Origin of the sequence: Poseidonocella sp. HB161398 (assembly GCF_005870025.1) — a bacterium.
Classification (GTDB): Bacteria; Pseudomonadota; Alphaproteobacteria; order Rhodobacterales; family Rhodobacteraceae; genus Mangrovicoccus.
This window is the reverse complement of the sequence record NZ_VATA01000041.1, coordinates 13,300-34,262: the sequence shown is the minus strand read 5'-3', so window position 1 is coordinate 34,262 and position 20,963 is coordinate 13,300. Positions and strand designations below refer to the sequence as shown.

Here is a 20,963-nt window from a genome sequence, read left to right as displayed (position 1 = left end):
GACGTCCAATCCTTCCTGAGCATGGGTCAGTCCCTCATCGGCGGGCAGCTGCAGGCTGCCGATGCGCGCCTGCAGGGCGACCTCGAAGCCATGAACGCCCAGACCGCGACGATCCTCGCAGGCACGCAGGCGATCCGCCAGCGCGGCCAGCTCTCGCGCGAGTACAGCCGCCAGCAGAGCCAGAACCGCGCCGCGATGGCGGTCTCCGGGCTGGCCGCCGAGAGCTTCGAGGGCGTCGAGGCGGGCAACGAGGCCGACTACCGCCGCGCCTCCGGGCAGATCGACAGCGACCTCGCCATGACCACCGCATCGAACGACGCGCAGGCGACCATCTCGCAGGCCCAGGCACGCCGGGACGCCTCGCTGGCGATGTGGTCGGGCCGCATGGACGCGATCCAGACCGGCGTGCAGGCCGCCCAGAGCTTCGCCTCGGCAGGCATGGGATCCTCCGGCGCGGGCGGCGGCCTGGCCGGAGACCTGTGGACCTACAACACCGGCGGCACGGGCACGCGCGGCCAGCAGAACAGACAGCGGATCAGGAGCTTCTTCTATGCCGGTTCTTAGACGGCCCATCGAAATCAACACGGGCGCCAGCGTGCGCCCGGTCGCCATGACCCGCTCCGCCGCCGGCGACATGATGGCCGCGCAGGCCGGGCGCATGGCGCAGCGGGCCGCGCAGTACGGGCAGGCCATGGCCTCGGCCGCGCAGGAGGAAGGCGAGGCGCTGGCGCGCGCCGCCACCTTCTCGACCGGGCCGAACGGCATGCCCCAGATGCCCGATGCCTCCGGCCAGCGCATGAGCGCCATTGCCCGGCGGACCTATGACGGGGCCATGCAGGACCGGATGGGCCACCAGATGGCAACGGCGATCAAGGGCCGGATCGCGGCCGTGGAAAACCTGCATCCCTACGACCTCGACGCCTTCCAGGACGAGGCCGCGCAGGCGATCGCCGACATGCGCAGCGACATCCCCGAGGGCTTCGAGGGCTTCTTCGAGGACACGATCGCCGGGGCCATGGTCTCCACCGGCGCCAGCATCGGGCACCGGCAGGGGCAGATCGAGCTTCGCAATGCCGCCTCCCGCGCGCCGGTCATGGCCGACGACCAGGTGCGCGCGATCCGCGACATGGTGCTGGCAGGCGACGACGCGGGCGCCGCGGCCATGGCGGCCAACACGCAGTGGATCGACGACCTATCGCCCGCGATCATGGATGACGGCGAGAAGGCCGACCTCAAGCGGCGCATCGCCACGGCGACCGGCATGGCCCGCATGAGCCGCGACCTCGATGTGGGCAACCTGTCGCCCGATGCGCTGATGGACCTGCAGGCCCGGCTCCTGTCCGGCACGGATGAAGAGCTGAACGAGTATTTCACGCTCGAGGACGGCACCGTGGACCGCGAAGCCATGCGCTCCGCCTCCGGCACGGTCACGCAGTTCATCGGCAACGCCAACCGGCGGCTGGCCGCGCAGGAGGCCGCGGCGCAGAAAGCCTACGACCTGTCGGTGCTGCGCCGGGGCGGTGCGACCTCGAACCCGAAGAACCGCGCCCTGCTGGACGAGGACCTGTCGAACGCCCTGCAGCTGACCACCGAGGACGGCCGGCGGCGCGGGATCGACATGGCCGACTGGCTGACCATGGACGGCGACGACCGCTCGAACGCGCTGGCGCTGGTCAAGGATGCCGGGATGCTGCCCGACACTCTCCGGCAGGTGCTCGACCGGATGGACACCAACCCCGACCCGGCCGAGCTGGTGGCGGGCTTCGAGCTGGTGCGCGATCTCTACGAGGGGCCCAACAGCGCGGGCGCCACGGTGAACCTGGGCGATGCGATCCCCGACGACCTCGCCGCGGTCTACGGGATGGTCTCCGACCTGCATGGCGACGGCAGCTACACGCAGGAAGGCGTCGAGCGGGCCGTGTCCAAGGTCTGGGCGCTCCGGGACGAGAAATGGGACGATACCGAGCTGGCCCGCGTGATGAACGCGCAGAACCGGCGCTGGGATGGCCGGGGCCGCGTCACCGCGGACGATGCAGGCGAGGTGCTGATGCGCGACCTGCGCGACACGCTCTACGACGGCGGCGACATCGAGCCCACGCCGGAGGAAGCGCGGCAGGCGGCGTCGGTCTTCACCACCTACCTGCGGCTGGGCAACAACTACCAGCTCGCCATGGACATGACCCGGCAGAGCATGGAGGACCGCTACGTGACCTCCGAGTACATGGGCGGCGTGCGCTCCGCCTATGCACCCGAGAAGTTCTACGACGTGCCGTACCAGGGCATCGGCGACATGCTGTCCCATGTCTCCGGCGAGGCCGCGGGCTGGCTCATGTCGGGCATCGGCTTCTCCCGCGCGGGCGGGCGGCTGGCCTCCACCCCGTTCGAGGCGATCGCCGACACGCGCATCCGCGAAATGATCGCGGGCTTCGACGGCTCCATGGCAGGCGATGCCTTCGAGGGCGAGGCAAGCGGGGAGCGCTTCGGCATTGACGATGCGGACTTCCTGCGCCCGGGCGAGGACTACCAGCTGCGCGCGCAGACCGGCCGGGGCACGCCGCCGGTCTACACGGTCATGATGCGCGACGAGACCGGCACCATGTACCCGGTCGGCACGCTCGACGTGCGCGACGACATCGCCGAGCTTCAGCAGTTCGACCAGTCGCTTGCCTCGCTGATGCGGGCCGAGAACCTGGGCGAACGCGAATGGCAGATGATCAGCGACGAGATCGTGCGTGCGGCCGAGGCGGGCGAGAAGCCGCGGCATCCCTATGCCGTGCTTGAGGAGCACTTCGAGAAAATGCGGGGGCCGAGGGACTGATGGAACAGTATCGCAACCTTCTGGATTTCATCTACCGCGCCGAGAACGGCGGCAGGATCGACTACGATGTGGTCTATGGCGGCATCCGGCCCGAGCACCGCCCGCCGAAGCCGGTCACGAGCATGACCGTGCGCGAGCTGCTGGCATGGCAGGACCGGGTGAACCCGCACTACAATTCCGAGGCCGCGGGCGCGCTGCAGCTCATGCCGAAGACGCTGCGCGGGCTGATCCGCAACGGCAAGGCCAGCCTGGACGACGTGTTCAGCCCCGAGACGCAGGACCGCTATGCAGTGGAGCTGATGCGCGGGCGCGGGCTGGACCGCTGGGCGAGCGGGCGCATGTCGACCGAAGAGTTCGGCAATTCGCTGGCGCGGGAATGGGCCTCCCTGCCCGTCCTGGCCCCGACCTTCCGGGGCAGCCGCCGCATCGAGCGCGGGCAGGCCTATTACGGCGGCGTCGGCGCCAACCATTCCCGTGCGCTGGTCGGCGTGGACGACTTCGAGAGCGTGCTGTCCGGCCGTCCCGTAGCCGCCCTGTCGACCTCCGGGCCGGGGGCGGACGGCGCGCCGGGCACGCAATCGCCGCCTCCCCCCTCGCAGAGCTGGGGCGAGGCTTTCGACGCGGCCTACCGCTTCGAGCGGCCCGAGCCGGATCCTGCTGCAGCGTGGGAGACGCCCGACGTGGCCCTGGACCAGCCGGGCGCCGTAACGGGGCAGCAAGCTCTTCCCGAGATTGATTACGCGACCCGCACCGGGAGGGGCGGCGGGCCGGTTGCCCCTGCGACATCATGGCAGAGTTTTGCCGATGCGGCAACCGACAGCGCAATTGTCCGCTCGGCGCAGATGCAATGGCTGGAACGCCAGCACGAGTTCGACCCGGATTTCGACGTGGCCGCGCAGATCGGCGCGGACGGCATGGCGGGCTTTGCGCGCTATCTCTCCAAGGCGCAGAACGCTGAGCATTACGAGGTCCTGAAGCGCCGCATCCGCGAAGAGGAAATCCGCTCCCGCCGCGCCGAGGAATACGACGGCTGGCTGGTGCCGCTGGCTGGTGGGATCTTCAACCCCGACAACATCCCGGCCATGCTGGTCCCCGGCGGGCTTGCCCTGCGCGGCGGCGGGGCGGCCCTGCGCGGCGCGGGCGTGGCGGCGGGGGCCTCCTTCGCCCTTGATGCGCCGATCGAGGCTGTGCGCGCGGAGAACGACCCGCTGTCGAACCGGCTGGAAAGCCAGCTCAATGTCGGCCTGTCCATGGCCATCGGCGCCGGGATCGGCGGCTACCTGAACCGCAACGGGCGCCGCGCGGCGGTCCGGCAGATCAACACGCAATTTGCCGACTACGCCCAGGAGCACCCCTCTGCCGCCCGGATCGGCCCGCCCGGCCCGGAGCGCCCGGCACTGGACGCCCCTGCCGCGGAGCGGGACATGGCGGCCTATGACCGGATCGGCGAGACCCGGCGCGAAATGCACCGCTCCGAGGCCAACTTCTCGCGGGACCAGCCCGAGGACGGGCAAGCCGGGCTGACCCGCCGCGGGCGCATGCTGGCGCGCATGGTCGACGGCCCGTTCAAGCGGCTGAACCTCACCTCGCTGACCCGCTCGGTGAAGGGCATGGCGGACGACCTGGCCAATGACGGCGGCATGGCGCGCGCCGAAGGCGGCCCGAACGGCCCGTCCGTCTGGATGCGCTCCCGCGTCTGGCATGGCGAGGTCGATACCATCTACCGCCGCGAGACCGAGCTCTACGAGCGCTACCTCGGCTTCGAGCGGAACCCGGAGGTTGCCGGCATCCACCTCAACAAGAGCTTCCGGCGCAAGCGGGCCGATGGCGAGGAAGCCCTGCCGGTGGAAGAGTTCCGCCGCCGGGCCTCCCGCGCGCTGGTCACGGGAGAGCAGGACGAGATCCCCGAGGTCAACGAAATGGCCGGGCACCTGCGGGACAGCTGGAAGCGCTACGAACGCGATGGCGTCGAAGCGGGCGTGCTGTCCACCCGCGCCTCGAACCAGGCCCGCATGGACAAGCTGCGCGCGCGCATCGACCGGCTGGACCGCAAGGCGGCCAATAGCGAAGAGCTGTCCGACAAGCAGCGGCAGGATCTTGCGGTCATGCGCAACCGCGTTCGCGACTTCGACAATGCCCGCCAGGCCGAGGACGTGCCGGAGGACTACTTCACCCGCGTCTGGCGGCCCGCCGCGATCCGCGAGAACCGCGAAGCGTTCATCCGCTACGTCATTGTGCCGCACCTGCAGAAGAACCCGGAGAGCTGGACCTGGGTTCCGTCCAAGTCGCACCTGCAGCGCGAGATGAACGCGCTTATGGCCCGCGCGCCGACGCAGGCGCAGATCGACGCCATGCGCCAGCGCATCCGCGAGGCCCCCGACGAGGGCGGCTGGCAGCGCTTCACCTACTCGCAGGAGGAAGGCGCGGTGCGGGCGCGGGCGGAAGAGATCGTGGAGACGCTGCTGGGCGACGTGGACAACGACCTTGCCCACCTGGGCGCGCTGACCGAGGAAGCCCGGCCGAGCTTCGGGCGCATGCGCCAGCTCACCATGCCGAACGCGCATCTGCTCAAGGAGCACAACGGCATCGCCGACTTCATCGAGACCGACTACATGCATGTGGCCAAGGCCTATGCTGACCGCATGGGACCGGCTATCGAGATGGCGCGGCGCTATGCCGCCCCGAACGAGGGCGTGAGCGCGGCCGATGGCTTCCACAGCGCCCTGCAGCGGGCGCAGCGCGACGAGTTCCGCGCCTTCCTGCGTCGCGAGAAGGGCGACAAGCCCCTGTCGCGCACGGAATCCATGGACCTGATCGAGTACCTGCGCGGGCAGCGCCCGGCATGGCTGCCCCTGCATACCGCGATGAAGCGCATGGAGAAGGAAGCCCGCTCCGCGCTGCGCGCCGCCGGGCTGGACTGGACGGACTTCTCGTTCTCGCTCTTCACCGACGAGACCCGCTCCGGCTCCTTCCGCGCGGCCAGCGGCACCGATCCGGTCAGCCAGATCGGCGTCGATCCGTTCGGCGCAACGCCCGTCGAGACCTTCAACCACGAGTTCATCCACGCGCTGAAGGCTGCGGGCAAGTTCGGCACGGGCGAATGGAACGCCATGGTGGAGCTGGGCCGCCGCCTCTCTCCGCTCTTCGACCTGTCGCGCTACACCAGCGCCGATGCCGACGAGGAAGCCGTCGCCAACCTCTTCCCCATGTGGGCCGCGCTCGGCGGCGACCAGCGCGCGATCGCGCTCATGGAGGAAGCCGCAGGCGTGCGCCCGGCCTTCTCGTCGCTGCTGTCAGAGGGCAACGCCGGCATGGCGCTGACCGCGCTGCAGGCGTTCAAGCCCATGGGCACCGCCCTGCGCTCGGAGGCGCGCTTCAACACGCACTGGGCGCCGATGGAGCGCGACATCCTGCACCTGCGCGACCGGGTGCAGAACCGGGTGATCCGCAACCCCGATCGCTGGGACAACCGCGCCGCCACCTTCCTGCGCAACTATGCCAACCTCGCATTCATGGGCCAGTCGGCCCTTCCGGCGGTCCAGGACCTCGGCACGCTGGTCATGCGCCACGGGCTCGGCCGGACCTTCCAGCACGCTTTCGGCAAGCTGGACGACGAGCTGGCGCAGGTCGTGAAGGCGGGCGGGGACGAAATGCGCAAGGCGGGCGGCATCCTCGACGTGGTGGAGGGCGTGGCCCTGTCGAAGTTCGCCGATCCCGGCATGGACGCCTCGGGCCTGACCGCTCCGGAGCGCTGGTCCCGCGTGCTGTCGAACCGCTACTTCGCCTGGAACGGCCTTGCCTCGCTGACTGCGCGCGTCAAGGAAATCGACGCGGGGCTGCGCGTCACCGACACGCTCGACCGCATCCACCGCGTGGCCGGCGATTACGGCACGGAGGCCGACCTCCGCGAGCTGGCGCGCTACGGCATCACGCCGGATGCGGCAAAAAGCATCGCCACCGAGCCTGCCGCGCGGCAGCCGGGCGGGCACTGGCTGGCCAATACCGACGCCTGGAAGAGCCGCGAGAACGTGATGCGCTTCCGCGCGCTGATCCGTCAGGGGTCCGAGAACGCGGTGCTGATGGCGACCGCCGCCGACAAGCCGGTGATCGCGGACGGCACGGTCTACCTGCGCCGCGGCCCCCGGGTCGATCCGCTGGCGCGCCGCGCCGGGCTGGAGGTCGTGGGCGACTACTGGCAGATGCAGTCGGGCCTCCTGACCCTGCCCTTCTCCTTCTGGTCCTTCGCCTTCGCGGCCCATACCAAGATCCTCACGACGGCCGTTGACGAGCCGACCGCGCGGAACATGGCGGGCGTGGCCTCGCTGGTGGGGCTCGGCTACATGGTCGCGAGCTTCCGCCAGGGCGAGAGCTGGGACCGCCGGGAGCCGGAGGAAAAGCTCTACGAGGCCATCGGCCAGTCGGGCGTGCTGGGCATTCTTCCGCAGGTCCTCGCCGTGGGCGAGCAGCCGACCGGCTACGACATGGCGATGCGTGCCGCCGGGGCCGGGCCGAACGCGGCCTCGAACCTCATGCACGGCGCCGCGACCGGCGACTTGATGGAGACGAGCTGGGGCCTGCCCTTCCGCAACCACTTGCTTATCAAGGATTTTGTCGACCAGATGGTGGACGGGTCGGAAAGGGCAAAAAGCTACTAGACAATCCCCCGCGGGAAAGAACAGCACCGGGTAAATCAACGACCCGGTGCCCAATGTCCGAGACGATCTATCCGCGTAGCGCAACCTACGTGGTCGGTTCGACTGCCAGCGCAGGGCCGTTCGGCATCCCGTTCCCTTTCGTGGACGAGGACGAGATTGCCGTCCATGTGAACGGCGAGCCGGTCACGGCCTATTCCGTCACCGTCGCCAGCCGCTACGGCACCGAGGGCAACAGCCTCACGCTCGAGGCCGCGGTCTCGAACGCGACCGTCGTGGTCTCGTCCGACGTCCTTCCCGCCCGGTCCATCGGCGATGCCTTCACGCAGGTGGAGCTTGCCCGCGAGCTGGACCGCCTGTTCTATCTCTCGCAGGAGGCGTCCGAGCGCGCCGTCACGGTCGATCCGGGAACCGGCGTGGCCGACATCGGCAGCGGGCGCATCCAGTCGACCGCCGATCCGGTCGAAGATCGCGACATGCTGACACTGGGTTATGCCGAGCGCGTGCTGACCGGCGACGCGGCCAACGGCTACGAGATCGAGCGCGGCACGCTGCTGGGCCAGCCCTGGCGCTACGAGCGCGACGAGACCGCCCCGCCTGCCGCCGCCTTTGTCGACACCGCCGGACGCCGCTACCGCCTGCTCAACGACGAGCTGGGCCTTCGCTACTTCGACCGTGACCTGCGCGACGGCGGCCAGATCGGCACCGCCCTGCTGGGCTTCATCGACTATGCCAGCGAGACCGGCCGCGCGGCCGGGGTGATCCCGCCGGGGCTCTACGAGCTAGAGCAGGCTGTGGCCGCCGATGTCGACGGCATCGCCCTGTACCTGCGCGGCTGCGGGCGGTGCGCGACCGGCATCTGGGCCGACAGCGCAAGCGTGCCCGCCACGGCGATCAGCCTGACCGGCGGCAGCCTGCCCGGCGCCATCGAGCTTGCCGACTTCACGCTGGGCTACCGTGGCCAGCAGCAGGCCGGAAGCTGGGCGCTCGACCTGCCCGGCGCCGCGGCTCCCGGCTACAGCCATCGCTCGCTGGCCCTGCGCCGCCTCGATCTGGCTCCTGCCGAGCTTCTGACCGGCGAGGAAGGGCAATCCGCCTTCGCGGGAATGATCCGGGCCGACCACCACATGAACCCGTTCCTGGGCGACGTTCACCTGCAGGGCGGCTCTGGCGACTGGCCGACCGCGACCGGCCTGCAGATCGACGGCTGCACCGGCACGGAGCTTCGCCAGGTCTCCATGCACGACATCGCAACCGGCCTGAGCAGCCTTTCGGACGGCACGACCGGCGGCACCCTCTCGCTGGACGGCTGCCTGTTCGACGGCGTGCAGACCGGCCTCGACTGGCAGCGCGGCGGCATGCTGGCACAGATCGTTGCGTCCGGCAGCACCTTTCTCTATCGCGATGCGGGCGTGAAGCTCGACGGCGCCGGGTCTGCCAGCCTGAGCCGCTGCGGCTTCACGCAGCAGGAGACCGCGCCGGGCGATGCGCCCGCGGACATCTCTTCGCTGAACGTGGCGAGCCTGACGGTCGATGCCTGCACCCATGACGGCGCAGGCGATGCCCGCCGCATCGGCATCCAGGTCGGCAGCGGGACGGACCGGACGCGCCTCACGGGCAGCGCCATCCTGCCGGGCGCGGACATGGCGACTGCCTTCGACATCGCCGACGGCGCCGGGCGCGTGCAGTTCGAGTTCCCGCGCATCGCGCAGGGCGCCTCGGTCGCGCAAAACATCGTCAATGCGGACGGCGCGGACCTGCACAGGGTCGCCGGCGAGCCTCTGGAAATCACGCTCACCGAGAGCGACGACTTCGACGTGATCGCGAATGCCGTCTGGGCCGAAATCTCGTTCGACGCCAGCTCCGGGCACGAGCTTCTGGACGGCTCGGCCGGGGCGAGCGGCGTGACCGTGCCCGCCGGGCTCGGCATCAGCCATGCCCGCGTCATCGTAAACAGCGAGTTCGACAGCAACACCACCGGCAACCGCGGCATGGCCGTGCTCCGCGACGGGGGCATTCCGAACGCGGGCGCCCAGACGACGGTGAATGCCGTGGTGGGCCGCCCCACGTCGCTGAGCGCGCAGACCGCATGGTTCCCCGTGTCCGCCGGTCAGGTGCTTGGCGTCCAGGTCGTGCAGACCTCGGGCGGCGACCTGGCCCTGACCTCCCCCAGCAACATGAGCGTGGAGTTCCGCTGATGCAGAAGCTGCAAGACTACCTGCCGCTGCTGGCGGCCGTCGTGGCCGCCGTGTCGGCCTTCTCCGTTGCCGACATGCGCGGGCAGCTGAACAACGCCCGGCTGGACGATCTGGAAGGCCGGACCCGCACGCTCGAAGCCCGGTCGATCCGGCTCGATGAGCGGCTGCAGACCATCCTCGACGTGCAGCTCGAAATCCGCGAGCAGATCAAGGAGCTGAAAAGCCAGTGAGCTACATCACCGACAGCGCCGTCAAGTTCATCGTCGTGCACTACTCCGCGACCTGGGAAGACCAGAAGGTGACAGCCGCCGACATCGAGCGGATGCACCTCGCGCGTGGCTTCGCCAAAATCGGCTACCACGCCTTCGTGCGCCTTTCCGGCGTGACCGAGCCGGGCCGGGACATGACCCGGCCTGGCTTTGTGGAGCAAGGCGCGCAGGTCTACGGCCACAATGGCCACAGCATCGGCATCTGCTGGGCTGGCGGCCTCAAGCGCGGCCACACGATCAACGAGGGCTTCGACACCCGCACGCCCGCGCAGACGGCCTCGCTAATCCGGTGGATCGACGCCCAGCTCGAACGTTTCGGCGGCGACGGGATGGACCCGGCAAAGGGGCCGGTCGTCGTCGGGCACCGCGACTTCGCCGACGCAGCCACGCAATGCCCCGGCTTCGACGCCGCGGTCTGGTGGTCCGCCGTGCAGGAACAGCGGGCCAGGGCCTCCCGCGCCAAGCCCGCCGGGCTCGCGACGCTCTTCCAGTGCATCAAGGAGATCTTCGCATGACCGAAGTCAGCACGACCGTCAAATCCGCCACCAAGTCGAACACGATCCGGGCGAACCTGCTCGGCGCCATCGGCGGCGCCGTCGCCGCGATCGACCCCGGCACCGTTGTTTCCGCCCTCACCGCCGCGTCCAGCATGACCGGCGGCAACGGCGAAATCGTGATTCCCACCGGTCAAGTCACGGCATCAGGCATAGTCCTGCTGCTCTGGTCGGTGGTGAATGCGCTCATGCGCCTCAAGACCGGCAAGCCGGTTTCGCTGCGCATTGGCAAATAACCCAAGTCAAGAAAGAAGGCTTACCTAGTGACCCGAACTACCCTTCAGGCCGAAGCGGCCATGCCGCTGTCCAACTTCGATGCTGACCTGACCGATGGCACCACCACGGGGCAGGACATCGGCCCGGCAATTGTCGATGCCGTGCGCTATGCCCAGGCCAACGGCAGCGCAACCCTCATCATCCCGCCGGGCGACTGGGAGCTGCGCACGAATGTCGATGTCGATCTCGACACCGACGAGAACGGCAACGAGGTGACGTGCCATTTCAAGATCGTCGGCCAGGGTCCGACCGTCTCGAAGATCGTCTCCAAGGTGTGGCGCTTCCCGGCCCAGGACCGCATCCGCATCGACGTGTCCAAGCGCAACTCGACGCTGGAAATCTCCGATCTGGGTTTCCTCGCGCAGGGCTCCGGCATGAACGACGGCACCTACCTGCTGCGCTCCCGGTCCACCCGCCGCGGCGGCCAGATGCACCGCACCGCAGTGATCCGCAACGTCTATGTCGGCGGCTATGACGACTTCTACGGTCTGAGCCAGGACGGGGAATACTTCGCCAATCTGTTCGACCTGAGCTGCCACAACCGGCCGCTGGTCGAGAATGTCGTCGTCGCGTCCGGCAACCACGAGAACGTCTTCGAAACCGGCGCTGACAACACGGGCGACTGGTCGGACGACAGCGAGCTGTGGACCATCGTGAACGGCATCGTCCTCGACGGCGCCTATGCACCCGAGGTCAACCAGTGCGTGATTTCGCGCGCGAAGTACCCGATCATCTGCCGCGGCAACATCCCGCAGAACGAGACCAGCCCGATCAGCTTCACGTATGATCCGAACGACACCGGCGGGCAGCCCGAGATCGGCGTCTTCACCAACAACCGCTTCCCGACTTGCATTATCGGGATCGTCTGGCACCGCGACGGCGCAGAGCCGGGCTTCTCGGCGCGGGCGAACTTCATCGACTTCCGCGACTATGGCGTCTACGTGAAGGGCGCGGCCATGGGCGAGATCCTTCTGAACAACTTCGTGCAGAAGACCGTGGATGAAGAGGACTATGTGAACCGGGCCAACCCGAAAGACATCTACCTCGATCACGTCATCGGCATGTTCATTGAGGACAACTACTTCCAGGGACCGAACCCCGCACGCCTGGAACCGGAAGGCAGCAGCGCGGATCCGCTCCGGATCGCCATCGACATGCACAACGACGATCCCTCGTCCTATGCCACGACCGATGTGATCGTGGGCCGGAACTATGTCGCGAACGCCGCGATCCTGCAGTATTACTGCCGGAAGATGGCTGACACCGGCGAGCTCTACTACAAGGATCCGGTCGTTGCCGGAGCAGCCACCATCGGCGGGCTCCTGCAGGAAGGCGCCGCCGCGGTTAAGCACACGCCGTATCTCTGATCGCTGCATCAGCATGAAAAAAGGCCCGCCGGATCGCTCCGGCGGGCCTTCTTGTTCATGGTCCATCCGGGCAGGAAAAGGACCCGGCGTCCATGATGCAGGTGTTATTCGTCCCCACCGCCTGCCGGGGTCTCAAAGACGGGCATTTCAGCTCCGTGAGACCCGGCTGTTCTTCGAGGGGGCACGCTGTCAAGCCAACCCCATCCACACATTGCAAAGTGCGAGCACGACCTTTTCCTCGGCAATGAGAAACTGCTCCGTGCTATCGTTCACAGCTTCAGCACTCTTTCCAAGAACGTCATCAGGATTTCCGCGGCGAACGTCACCGGCCAGATCAGGGCCAGCAGCACCACAACGAGCCTGTAGGCCCATTTCCTGTCCGCAATACGCAGGAAACGGTTTGCCATCGCAGCCTCACTCAGCAGCTCCCGCGGCTCCGGCGGATCGAGGAGGATATGGAGAAGGGGCAATAGGTAAAGGATGAGGGCGACGTAAATCACGTACATCTCCTAGATTCTTATGCGGAGGGGAGGATCAGCCGGTCACCAGCGTCAATCGCTCCTGAGCACGGGTAACGGCCGTATAGAGCCAACGTTCGGCATCATCACGGAAAGTCTCGCTTTCGTCGTATACAATGACGTGTTGCCACTGGCTACCCTGCGCTTTGTGGCATGTCATCGCGTATCCATAATCGAATTGCTGGCTGTGCTTGAGGTCGCGCCATTCCAGGTTCTCCACGCCGCCGAGGAAGAACTCCTGGCGCACGGACGTGATGAACGCGCCCCGCTTGCCGTTGTCGTCGTCGGTCAGCTTCATGCGAAACTTGGTGGAGCCGCGCTTGCGGTGCAGCATGTCGCGCACGGTGAAGAGTCCCCCGTTGAAGATCCCGAGGCTCTTGTCGTTCTTCAGGCACAGCAGTCGATCGCCGATTTCCGGCGTGGGCCCGGCGCGGCCGAGCGTGCGCCGGATGCGCTTGTTGAAGCCGTTGCGCAGGGTGTGCGTGCCGACGATCACCTGATCCGCCTTCACGACCTCCTGCGGGGTCAGGGTGCCGCGGGACACCATGCGCACGGCGCCGCCGCGGTCCCAGCTCTGCGGGATGTCGCCATTGCGGATCATGGTCGCCAGGGCGATGATCGGATTGCCCTCGGCCTGCCGATGGATCTCGGTCAGCATCGCGTCCGGCTCGGCCTCGGTGAAATAGCCTGCGCTCGAGACTGGCGGGAGCTGCGCGGGATCGCCCAGCACCAGGACCGGCTTGCCGAAGCTCAGGATGTCCTTGGCCAGTTCCTCGCCGACCATGGAGCACTCGTCAATGACGATGAGCCCGGCATGCACGCAATCGCTGTCCTTGTTCAGCACGTAGGTCACAGACCCGTCCTTGCCGTCTACCGGCTGGTAGATGGTCGAATGGATGGTCGACGCGCCGTGGCAGCCCGAGCGGCGCATCTGCAACGCCGCCTTGCCGGTGAAGGCCATGAACACCACGTCGCCCCGGATGCCCTTGGCGATGGTCTTGGCGATCGTCGTCTTGCCGGTCCCGGCATAGCCGAACAGCCGAAAGATCTGCGGCCGGCGCTCGGCCGGGGTTGCCAGCCAGTCCATCACGCTTTCGAGCGCGATGATCTGTCCGGGGGAATAGTGCCCGACTTCGGGGGCAAGCAGCGCGGAGCCGTCCATGGAATTACCTCTTGAAAAGCGGGACGAGCGCCACCGCTGCAACGATGGCCAGAACAATCCCGAGAGCTGGGGAGGCCATGAGCGCGGCTCCGAGAACCACGCCCAGGCAGAAGGCGCGCGCCTGCGGCATCAGGCGCGCGGCGCGATCAGAAAGGGATTTCATCGTCCGAGTAGCCGCCGCCATACGCGCGCTGCTGCTGCGGGGGCTGCTGCTGCGGGTTGTGGGCCGTGCCGCCGCCATAGCCCTGCTGACCATAGCCGCCGCCGTCATTGCCCCAGCCGTTGCCGCCGCCCTGCTGGCCGCCGCCCTGCTGCTGCCGCTCGCTGATCTTGAGGCTCAGGTAGTCGCGCCCGTCCTTCGAGCGCTTCCACGCGGCGAGCCGCATGTGCGACAGGGGGCCGTCGCAGGGGCCGGAGAACTGCGGCGACCGCTCATTCTCCTGCCGGTCGTTCGGGAAGAGCGGCCCGATGCGCTGGTAGAGCACGAGCTGCTTCTGGCCGTCCCGGCTGACCTGCTCGTACATCATGACGATCCGCGTATCCTGCCCGTTGATGTTGAGCTTGCCCGAGCCGGAAAGCACCTGGTCGTGATGCGGCTTGAAGACCATGCCGCTGTTGGTGTTGTCGTAGCCGCTGCCGTCTGCCATCTGTCTTGTCCTCTTGCGTTACCAGCCCGAGGGGGTGCTGGTCTGTCTCTGGTGATCGGGTTGGCGCGCCTGCTGCTGGCGCTCTGCGTGCTCGCGGTTGACCTGGTTGGCCACGCGGTCGAAATCGTCTGCGGGATCGCGCCCTGCCTGGGTCTGGCCGGTCAGGTGCTCGCCCTGCGCGTCCCAGCCTCCGCCGCCCTGCGGGCCGTAGTCCTGCCGGGACTGCTGCTGGGGCGGGCCGTCCATGCCCGGCGCGTTGTGCGGCTGGCTGGTGTACTTGTCATCGAAGATGCCGAGGAAAATGTCGGCGCAGGCCCCGAGCCAGCTTGCCGCCTTGGTGTAGGCGTCGGTCAGGCTCTTCTTCGCCGCGTCCTCGTCCACGATCCACTTGCCCGACTTGGCCATGTAGACCATGGGCGTGCCGCCGAAGGCCGAGAAGGATCGGCGCTCGCCGCTCTCCCGGTCGATCAGCCAGAACTCGATTTCGAGCTGGTGGTGCTGCTCGCGGATGATCTCGTAGCGCACGCGCTTGGATTTCATCCGCGGCTCGGAGCCGGAGGTGTCCATCTCCTGCTCCTGCTCGACAATGATCGAGTGCGGAACGCCCTCCCGGACGGTCTCCCGGACCACGTTGAAGCCCCAGCGCGCGCCGATCGGCCCGAGCGCTTCGGTCAGCTTCATGATGATGTAGGTGGGGTTCGGGCTGTCGCCCTTGTAGCTCTTGCCGGTGATCGGCTTGGTGTAGCTCCGGTCCACCGGCCGGAGCGTTTCCCACAGCGCGATGTTCGCCGTGAACTTGTTGTCGAAACTGCCGTCGGGCATGGGAGCCTCCTTAGAACGCTGCCTGCCGCGCTTCATCGAGAAGCTCGGCCATGAACGCCTCGCGCGCCGCATAGCCGGGCTCGCAATGGCCCAGGCCGCTGCGGAAGGCGTCCATCAAGGGGTTGATGATCCAGTGATCCGCGGTCTCGATGACCCAGCGGTTGTCAGGCTCCCCGGCGAACACGCCGGAGAACTTGATGGTGGCCAGCCCGAGCCGCGGGTTGGGCCGGGCCGAGACATAGCAGCGCTTGGCGTCGAGCTGGTCGCCCCGCTCGATCCGGGCCAGGATCAGGTCCTGCACCGGCCGCGCGGCGTCCTCGATGTAGCCCATGCCTTCCAGTTCACGCAGGTTCGAGCCGTCCATCAGGCAGCCTCCTTCTTCGCTTCGTCGTGGATGGCGATCAGGATCGCGCCGCGCTTGTTGCGCTTCATCGTGATCCGCGGGTGGTAGACCTCGCTGTCGGTGTCCTTCACGAGCTCTTTCAGCTCTTTCTTGACCTCTTCGTGCCGGGCGGCCGCCAGCTTCGTGGTCACGAACTCATCGACCAGCGCGGGGATCTGGTTGTTGTCGCTCAGGTCACGGCGCATCATGCCGTTGAACGGCACGGTGTTCTTGATCGCGGCCGGAACGATCGGCTTGGGCTTCATGGAGCTGTCGAAGAAGCGCGGACTCGGCGGCGTCTTCGACTTGACGTGGTGCCAGAAGGCATCGCAGCGCTCGATGTAGTGGCGCTGCCAGTCCTCGCTTGCGCCGATCCAGATGTATTCGGGCTGCGCCGCGCCGACGATCACCGAGAACAGCAGTAGCTCCGATCGCCAGCAGAGCATGTGGTGCTGCAGCTGGGGCATGTAGAAGTCGGCGGCTTCCTCCGCGTCCGCCCACCGGCCCGTGTGCTTGACCTCCATGGGATAGACAAAGCCGTCGGGCGTGCGGATCAGGGCGTCGGGATGCGAGCCGATCACCGGGTTGTGGAAGGTGCCCTCGGGCTTGAAGACCGCCTCGTGCTGGTCGCCGTCGTCCTTCAGCTTCGAGTGCTTGAAGCCCTCGCCGTGTTCTTCGGCCAGCTTGGCGATGGTCCAGTCAAGGTGCGCGTCCTCGGTGGCGAGGCCAAGCTGGACCGGCCAGGAGCCCGACAGATCTTCGCGGGGCTGCAGGCCCATCTTCTCGCGGTACATGCGGTTCCAGTCGCCCGAGAGGATGTCGCGGGCATCGGACGAGCCGAGGTATTTGTTCCGGTCCATGTCAGTGTTCTCCGAATGGGGCTTGGTAGATCGCGTCGTGGTGGACGATGGTCGCCTCGTTGGGCGTGGGGCCGTAGCGTTCCTCGCAGCCCTCCTTGACCGAGCTGAACAGCCCGGCCAGGTCCTCCATCTGGACGCCGAGCCAGACGAGCGGGATCAGCGCGGCGCAGGCGTTGTAGAGCACTGCGTCGACCAGCTGGGAGGCCTCGGCGTCGTAGGGCAGGAGCTTGTTCTGCTCGGCCACGAATGCCCGCTGGCGCTTGTCCTCGAGCGAGAAGGCGAAGAAATGGGTTCCGGCGTCATGCATTGGCGGTCTCGATCTTGCGGTAGAGGATGCGCAGCCCGGCAGTCAGGGCGGCGCGGGCAATGGACAGGCCCGACAGGCGCGTGTGCAGCTCTGCCCAGGCAGGCCAGAAGCGCTCTTTCTCGGCATACTCGGCGAGCACGAGCTGGACCTGCTCCGGCGGGTAGGCTGCCAGATTGCGCGCGTACTCGGTGAGCATCGCATTGCGGTCGTCGTCGGCCATTCGCTCGTGCTTGGTCTTGAGCCAGAGCTGGTAGAGGCTGACGCGCAGCGCGGCGGAGTCGGCAGGCTGGTCGACCAGCGCGGCCCCGGCGGCGGCGATGCTCTCGCGCGTGACCGCCTTGGGCACGAACCAGCTCCGCATGTGCAGCCGGCAAAGGTAGAGCGCGTCGAAGTTGCGCTCGATGTCCTTGATGTTCGCCCATGTCGGGCTTTCGTCAGAGGGCCATGCCCCCAGACAGGAAAGCGCGGACCGAACCCGGGCGATCTCCGCGTCCTCGATCTGCAAACGCAACTGGGCCGGGCGGCCTGCGCTCAAGGATCCGGGCGATGTTCGCGACGAAATCGCCGTCTGCGTCTCGGTGGAGCCGCCCGGCACGATGGGACCAGGATGCGAAGTCATGGATTGCCTCTTCCTCGTTGAAATCGTGGTGGGGGAAGCGCGCCCTGAGTTCTGACAGGGCGCGCTCCGAGGGCCGCCATTCGGCAGCCAGCGGCACGGCGCGGGAAGGGGAGGGGTCGCCGTGCGGCGCAGGCGTCCACGCGACCTGCTGGTGCAGGGCCGTATTGAGCGCGTGAACGATCTGGTTGACGCTCAGGCCGGTGGCGGCGGCGATTGCGTCGAGAGGGCCTGCAAGCCCGGTGAATGGGCTTGTCGCGGGTAAAGGCACAGGTTGAAGTCCTCGGCGTTGACCGGGACGATCCGCGGCGCCCATCGCATGGCTTTGCCGCCGCGTTTCACCTTCACCCTGCGCCATCCATGAACGATCACCTCGAACCCGCCCAGGAGGCAGGCGAGAGCACGGGGCTCTTCGAGGATCTTGGAGACGCGGGCGGAGACGTTCGACCCGGAAGTGACTTGGACCAGCCGGGGGACAACCCCCGGCTGCACGGCTATTAGGTCTGCAAAACCGAACAGGTCTTGCCTTATGCGGGCGTGAGGATTCCACCGTTCTACGACGGCGGTTTGAAATCCCTCAGCCTTCAGGAGCGCGAGGCTCCGCTGGGAGGGTGTCACGGGGTGCTGACGTTCAGGGTCCGGGTGACTTTCGCGACCTGGCCGACGAGTTCGCGCATGACGGCGTTCTCTCTCAGGGCGCTGGCGAGCTGCTTTTCGAGCTGGCCGGTGGTCTGGCGGGCTGCCGCCAGTTCCTTGCGAAGCTGTTCAGCCTCCTGCGAGGCGGGTTTCTCCCAATCAGGTGTGCTGAGTGTGATCGGGGATTTGGCGAGCTTCTGCGCTTGCCGCAGGGTGCAACCCTTCGGCAGTAACGGTCGGTTATCAGGCATGTGCATTCCACTTTTTGCGGACTTTTTGCGTTCGAGCACCGTCAGCCGGTTTACAGTTTCCTCGTAACCCATTGGCTTTAGGTGCTCGATTTCAGGTCTATTCTACAGAAAAACCCATTGCAAACAGTGATTTGACGCGGACTCCAAAACCGTAGGTCGCGGGTTCGAACCCTGCTGCCCCTGCCACTTTCTCCAGAGACACGGACCCGGGTGACGCTTCCTTAGCGGATCGGCGCTATTCCTCCGCGCGACCAGCGGAGGGAGCCATGCCAGCCCGCGACGCGTCGGCCTGCCGTATCCATCTGGGCCTCCACAAGACCGCCACCACGCATCTGCAGGCCGCGCTCGGCCGGGCGGAACCGGCGCTGCGCGCCGCCGGGATCGCCTATCTGGGGCCGCAGGCGATCCGCGCCGGGGGCACCGGCATCCGCGAGGCGCTCGAGGGCGCCGCCGCGCCCGGACGCGCCCGCCGCCGGCTCGCCCGGCATGCCCATGGCAGCCGCCTGCTGCTGATCTCCGAAGAGAACATCCCCGGCACGATGGAGGACAATTTCCTCGGCCCCCGCCCCGGCCCCTATCCGGAGGCCGCCGAGCGGCTGTCCCGGCTCCTCGCGGAGCTCGGCCTGACGCAGGTGCAGCTCTTCCTGGCGCTGCGCCACCCGGCAGACTACTACGCCTCCTGCTACCGCTTCCACCTCCGCCAGCACCCGTTCCTGCCCTGGCGGGACTACGCGCGGCAGCTGCCGCTGCGCCGCCTGCGCTGGCTGCCGCTCTGCCGCGCCCTGGGGTCCGTGCCGGGCGTGGCCGGGCTGACCGTCTGGCGCTACGAGGACTTTCCCTCCGTCGGCCCCGCGCTCCTCCGGGCGCTGCTCGGCCCCGGCCATCCTCCGGTCGACCTCTCGGGCCAGGCGAATGGCGGCCCGGGCGGGTCCGAGATCCGCGCGCGCTACGCCGCCGCGGGCTGCCGCCCGGATTTCCGCGGCCCGGGCTTCCGCCCGTTCGGACGGCTCGCGCGGCTCCGCGCAGGCGCGGCCTATGCGCGCGACACCGCCGCGATCGCCGCCCTGCCCGCGACGGTCCTGCTGCGGCCCGGAGTCCACGGGACTTGAACAATCCCGCCGCACGCAGTATCTGCGCCAGGATTCAGAGAGGTTCAGGACATGGCGACAACCAACCCCGTTCAGTTCATCCAGCAGGTGCGCGGCGAGATCTCCAAGATCGCCTGGCCCACCCGCCGCGAGGTGCTGATCACCAGCCTCATGGTGCTGGTGCTGACCGCCATCTTCGCGCTGTTCTTCTCGGTGGTCGACATGATCATCCGCTTCGGGCTGCAGTCGGTCCTGACCTTCTTCGGCAGCTGACGGCGCGCCCTGCGGGGCGGAAAACGGCTCTTGCCATTTCGGGCGGCGGGAGCTAGCACGCACACTCACTCAAAACGTGGCGTGCCGCGATTCGCGGCGTGCTCTGCTGTTCCGCAATGGAACGAGCCGCCGCGGGCGGGACGAAGGAAAAGGCAAGATGGCGAAACGGTGGTACTCGGTCAGCGTCCTCTCGAATTTCGAGAAGAAGATCGCGGAACAGATCCGCCACGAGGTCGCCGAGAAGGGACTTGAGGACCAGATCGAAGAGGTTCTCGTCCCCGAAGAGGAAGTGATCGAGATCCGCCGCGGCAAGAAGGTCTCGGTCCCGCGCCGCTTCATGCCGGGCTACGTGCTCGTGCGGATGGAAATGACGGATCAGGGCTATCACCTGATCAGCTCGATCAACCGGGTCACCGGGTTCCTCGGGCCGCAGGGCAAGCCGATGCCGATGCGCGACGCCGAAGTGAACCAGATCCTGAACCGGGTCGAGGAAGGGGTCGAACAGCCCCGCACGCTCATCCATTTCGAGGTGGGCGAGAAGGTCAAGGTCGCCGACGGCCCGTTCGAGGATTTCGAAGGCCTCGTGGGCGAGGTGGACGAGGACAACCAGCGCCTGAAGGTGACGGTGTCCATTTTCGGCCGGGAGACCCCGGTCGAGCTGGAATTCACGCAGGTCACCAAGCTGATCTGAGTGCAAGGCGTGGGAGGCCCCCCGGACGCGTCCGGGACCTGACCACGGCAACTTTGGCTCTCGGCGCGCCGGGAGCCGTTGGAGGCGGAGCGATCCGCCGCTTGTCAGAAGGAGAGGCCAGATGGCCAAGAAACTGATCGGCACCCTGAAGCTTCAGGTGAAAGCCGGCCAAGCGAACCCGTCCCCGCCCGTCGGCCCGGCTCTGGGTCAGCGCGGCATCAACATCATGGAATTCTGCAAGGCGTTCAACGCCAAGACGCAGGACATGGAGCCGGGCGCCCCCTGCCCGACCGTCATCAGCTACTATCAGGACAAGTCCTTCACGATGGACATCAAGACGCCCCCCGCGTCTTACTACCTGAAGAAAGCTGCCGGCCTGAAGCCGGTCGGCAAGCGCAACCGTCCGAAGGGCGCCGAGAAGCCGGGCCGCGAGACCATCGCGACCGTCACCGTCTCCCAGGTGCGCGAAATCGCAGAGGCCAAGATGAAGGACCTCAACGCGAACGACGTCGATGGCGCAATGCAGATCATCCTGGGCTCCGCGAAGTCCATGGGCATCGAGGTGAAAGGCTAAGT

Annotated in this window: 21 protein-coding genes; 12 read left to right on the top strand and 9 right to left on the bottom strand. The window is 67.5% G+C overall.

Annotated features, from left to right (window positions below; all coding sequences use genetic code 11):
- Nucleotides 1-21: 21 nt before the first annotated feature.
- Genes FGX59_RS25035 through FGX59_RS25000 form a run of 8 tightly spaced genes read left to right on the top strand, consistent with a single transcriptional unit; the run spans nt 22 to nt 12,134 of the window.
- Complete coding sequence (locus FGX59_RS25035; protein WP_138469866.1) at nt 22-564, top strand: hypothetical protein; 543 nt, start codon at nt 22-24, stop codon at nt 562-564.
- Entirely contained in the window at nt 551-2,818 is a 2,268-nt protein-coding gene (locus tag FGX59_RS25030) for a hypothetical protein (RefSeq protein ID WP_138469865.1), read from the top strand. The genes FGX59_RS25035 and FGX59_RS25030 overlap by 14 nt, the downstream gene beginning before the upstream one ends.
- Complete coding sequence (locus FGX59_RS25025) at nt 2,818-7,473, top strand: hypothetical protein (RefSeq protein ID WP_138469864.1); 4,656 nt, start codon at nt 2,818-2,820, stop codon at nt 7,471-7,473. Before FGX59_RS25030 ends, FGX59_RS25025 begins: the two co-directional genes overlap by 1 nt.
- 53 nt (nt 7,474-7,526) lie before the next feature.
- Nucleotides 7,527-9,668, top strand: a complete 2,142-nt coding sequence (locus FGX59_RS25020; RefSeq protein WP_138469863.1) for a hypothetical protein — start codon at nt 7,527-7,529, stop codon at nt 9,666-9,668.
- A complete protein-coding gene (locus tag FGX59_RS25015; protein WP_138469862.1) occupies nt 9,668-9,898 on the top strand; it encodes a hypothetical protein in 231 nt (76 codons plus the stop codon). Before FGX59_RS25020 ends, FGX59_RS25015 begins: the two co-directional genes overlap by 1 nt.
- Nucleotides 9,895-10,452, top strand: coding sequence for an N-acetylmuramoyl-L-alanine amidase (locus FGX59_RS25010; protein ID WP_138469861.1), 558 nt, complete (start codon nt 9,895-9,897; stop codon nt 10,450-10,452). Before FGX59_RS25015 ends, FGX59_RS25010 begins: the two co-directional genes overlap by 4 nt.
- Entirely contained in the window at nt 10,449-10,727 is a 279-nt protein-coding gene (locus FGX59_RS25005) for a hypothetical protein (protein WP_138469860.1), read from the top strand. The genes FGX59_RS25010 and FGX59_RS25005 overlap by 4 nt, the downstream gene beginning before the upstream one ends.
- 27 nt (nt 10,728-10,754) lie before the next feature.
- Nucleotides 10,755-12,134 carry a hypothetical protein gene (locus tag FGX59_RS25000; protein WP_138469859.1) on the top strand — a complete coding sequence of 460 codons (1,380 nt, stop codon included), beginning with the start codon at nt 10,755-10,757 and terminating at the stop codon, nt 12,132-12,134.
- Nucleotides 12,135-12,403: 269 nt separating this feature from the next.
- Here the strand turns inward: FGX59_RS25000 and FGX59_RS24995 are convergent, their stop codons facing one another.
- The 9 genes from FGX59_RS24995 to FGX59_RS24955 all read right to left on the bottom strand — a co-directional run bounded on the left by FGX59_RS24995 (nt 12,404) and on the right by FGX59_RS24955 (nt 18,407).
- Nucleotides 12,404-12,634: a hypothetical protein gene (locus FGX59_RS24995; protein ID WP_138469858.1), complete on the bottom strand. Its 231-nt coding sequence runs from the start codon at nt 12,632-12,634 to the stop codon at nt 12,404-12,406.
- 34 nt (nt 12,635-12,668) lie between these two features.
- Nucleotides 12,669-13,814, bottom strand: coding sequence for an ATP-dependent RecD-like DNA helicase (locus FGX59_RS24990; RefSeq protein WP_138469857.1), 1,146 nt, complete (start codon nt 13,812-13,814; stop codon nt 12,669-12,671).
- A 146-nt stretch (nt 13,815-13,960) separates the two neighbouring features.
- On the bottom strand, nt 13,961-14,461 hold the full coding sequence (locus FGX59_RS24985; RefSeq protein WP_138469856.1) for a DUF736 domain-containing protein: 501 nt from the start codon (nt 14,459-14,461) through the stop codon (nt 13,961-13,963).
- Between the two features lie 18 nt (nt 14,462-14,479).
- Nucleotides 14,480-15,283 (bottom strand): hypothetical protein, encoded by an 804-nt coding sequence (locus tag FGX59_RS24980; protein WP_138469855.1) that lies wholly within the window; start codon nt 15,281-15,283, stop codon nt 14,480-14,482.
- Between the two features lie 10 nt (nt 15,284-15,293).
- Nucleotides 15,294-15,647, bottom strand: coding sequence for a hypothetical protein (locus tag FGX59_RS24975; protein ID WP_138469854.1), 354 nt, complete (start codon nt 15,645-15,647; stop codon nt 15,294-15,296).
- Nucleotides 15,647-16,525: a hypothetical protein gene (locus tag FGX59_RS24970; protein WP_138469853.1), complete on the bottom strand. Its 879-nt coding sequence runs from the start codon at nt 16,523-16,525 to the stop codon at nt 15,647-15,649. Before FGX59_RS24970 ends, FGX59_RS24975 begins: the two co-directional genes overlap by 1 nt.
- Before the next feature lies 1 nt (nt 16,526).
- Nucleotides 16,527-16,832 carry a hypothetical protein gene (locus FGX59_RS24965; protein ID WP_138469852.1) on the bottom strand — a complete coding sequence of 102 codons (306 nt, stop codon included), beginning with the start codon at nt 16,830-16,832 and terminating at the stop codon, nt 16,527-16,529.
- Nucleotides 16,825-17,451 (bottom strand): hypothetical protein, encoded by a 627-nt coding sequence (locus tag FGX59_RS24960; protein WP_138469851.1) that lies wholly within the window; start codon nt 17,449-17,451, stop codon nt 16,825-16,827. Before FGX59_RS24960 ends, FGX59_RS24965 begins: the two co-directional genes overlap by 8 nt.
- A 611-nt stretch (nt 17,452-18,062) precedes the next feature.
- Nucleotides 18,063-18,407: a hypothetical protein gene (locus FGX59_RS24955; RefSeq protein ID WP_138469850.1), complete on the bottom strand. Its 345-nt coding sequence runs from the start codon at nt 18,405-18,407 to the stop codon at nt 18,063-18,065.
- 194 nt (nt 18,408-18,601) lie between these two features.
- On the opposite strand from FGX59_RS24955, the gene FGX59_RS24950 reads away from it, so the two are divergent.
- The 4 genes from FGX59_RS24950 to rplK all read left to right on the top strand — a co-directional run bounded on the left by FGX59_RS24950 (nt 18,602) and on the right by rplK (nt 20,961).
- Nucleotides 18,602-19,444 (top strand): hypothetical protein, encoded by an 843-nt coding sequence (locus FGX59_RS24950; RefSeq protein WP_138469849.1) that lies wholly within the window; start codon nt 18,602-18,604, stop codon nt 19,442-19,444.
- A 51-nt stretch (nt 19,445-19,495) separates the two neighbouring features.
- Nucleotides 19,496-19,696, top strand: a complete 201-nt coding sequence (gene secE / locus FGX59_RS24945; protein ID WP_138469848.1) for a preprotein translocase subunit SecE — start codon at nt 19,496-19,498, stop codon at nt 19,694-19,696.
- 157 nt (nt 19,697-19,853) lie between these two features.
- The gene (gene nusG, locus FGX59_RS24940) at nt 19,854-20,387 is read left to right on the top strand and encodes a transcription termination/antitermination protein NusG (protein WP_138469847.1); all 534 of its coding nucleotides are present in this window, start codon (nt 19,854-19,856) and stop codon (nt 20,385-20,387) included.
- A 121-nt stretch (nt 20,388-20,508) separates the two neighbouring features.
- Entirely contained in the window at nt 20,509-20,961 is a 453-nt protein-coding gene (gene rplK / locus FGX59_RS24935) for a 50S ribosomal protein L11 (RefSeq protein WP_138469846.1), read from the top strand.
- The last annotated feature ends 2 nt before the right edge of the window (nt 20,962-20,963 follow it).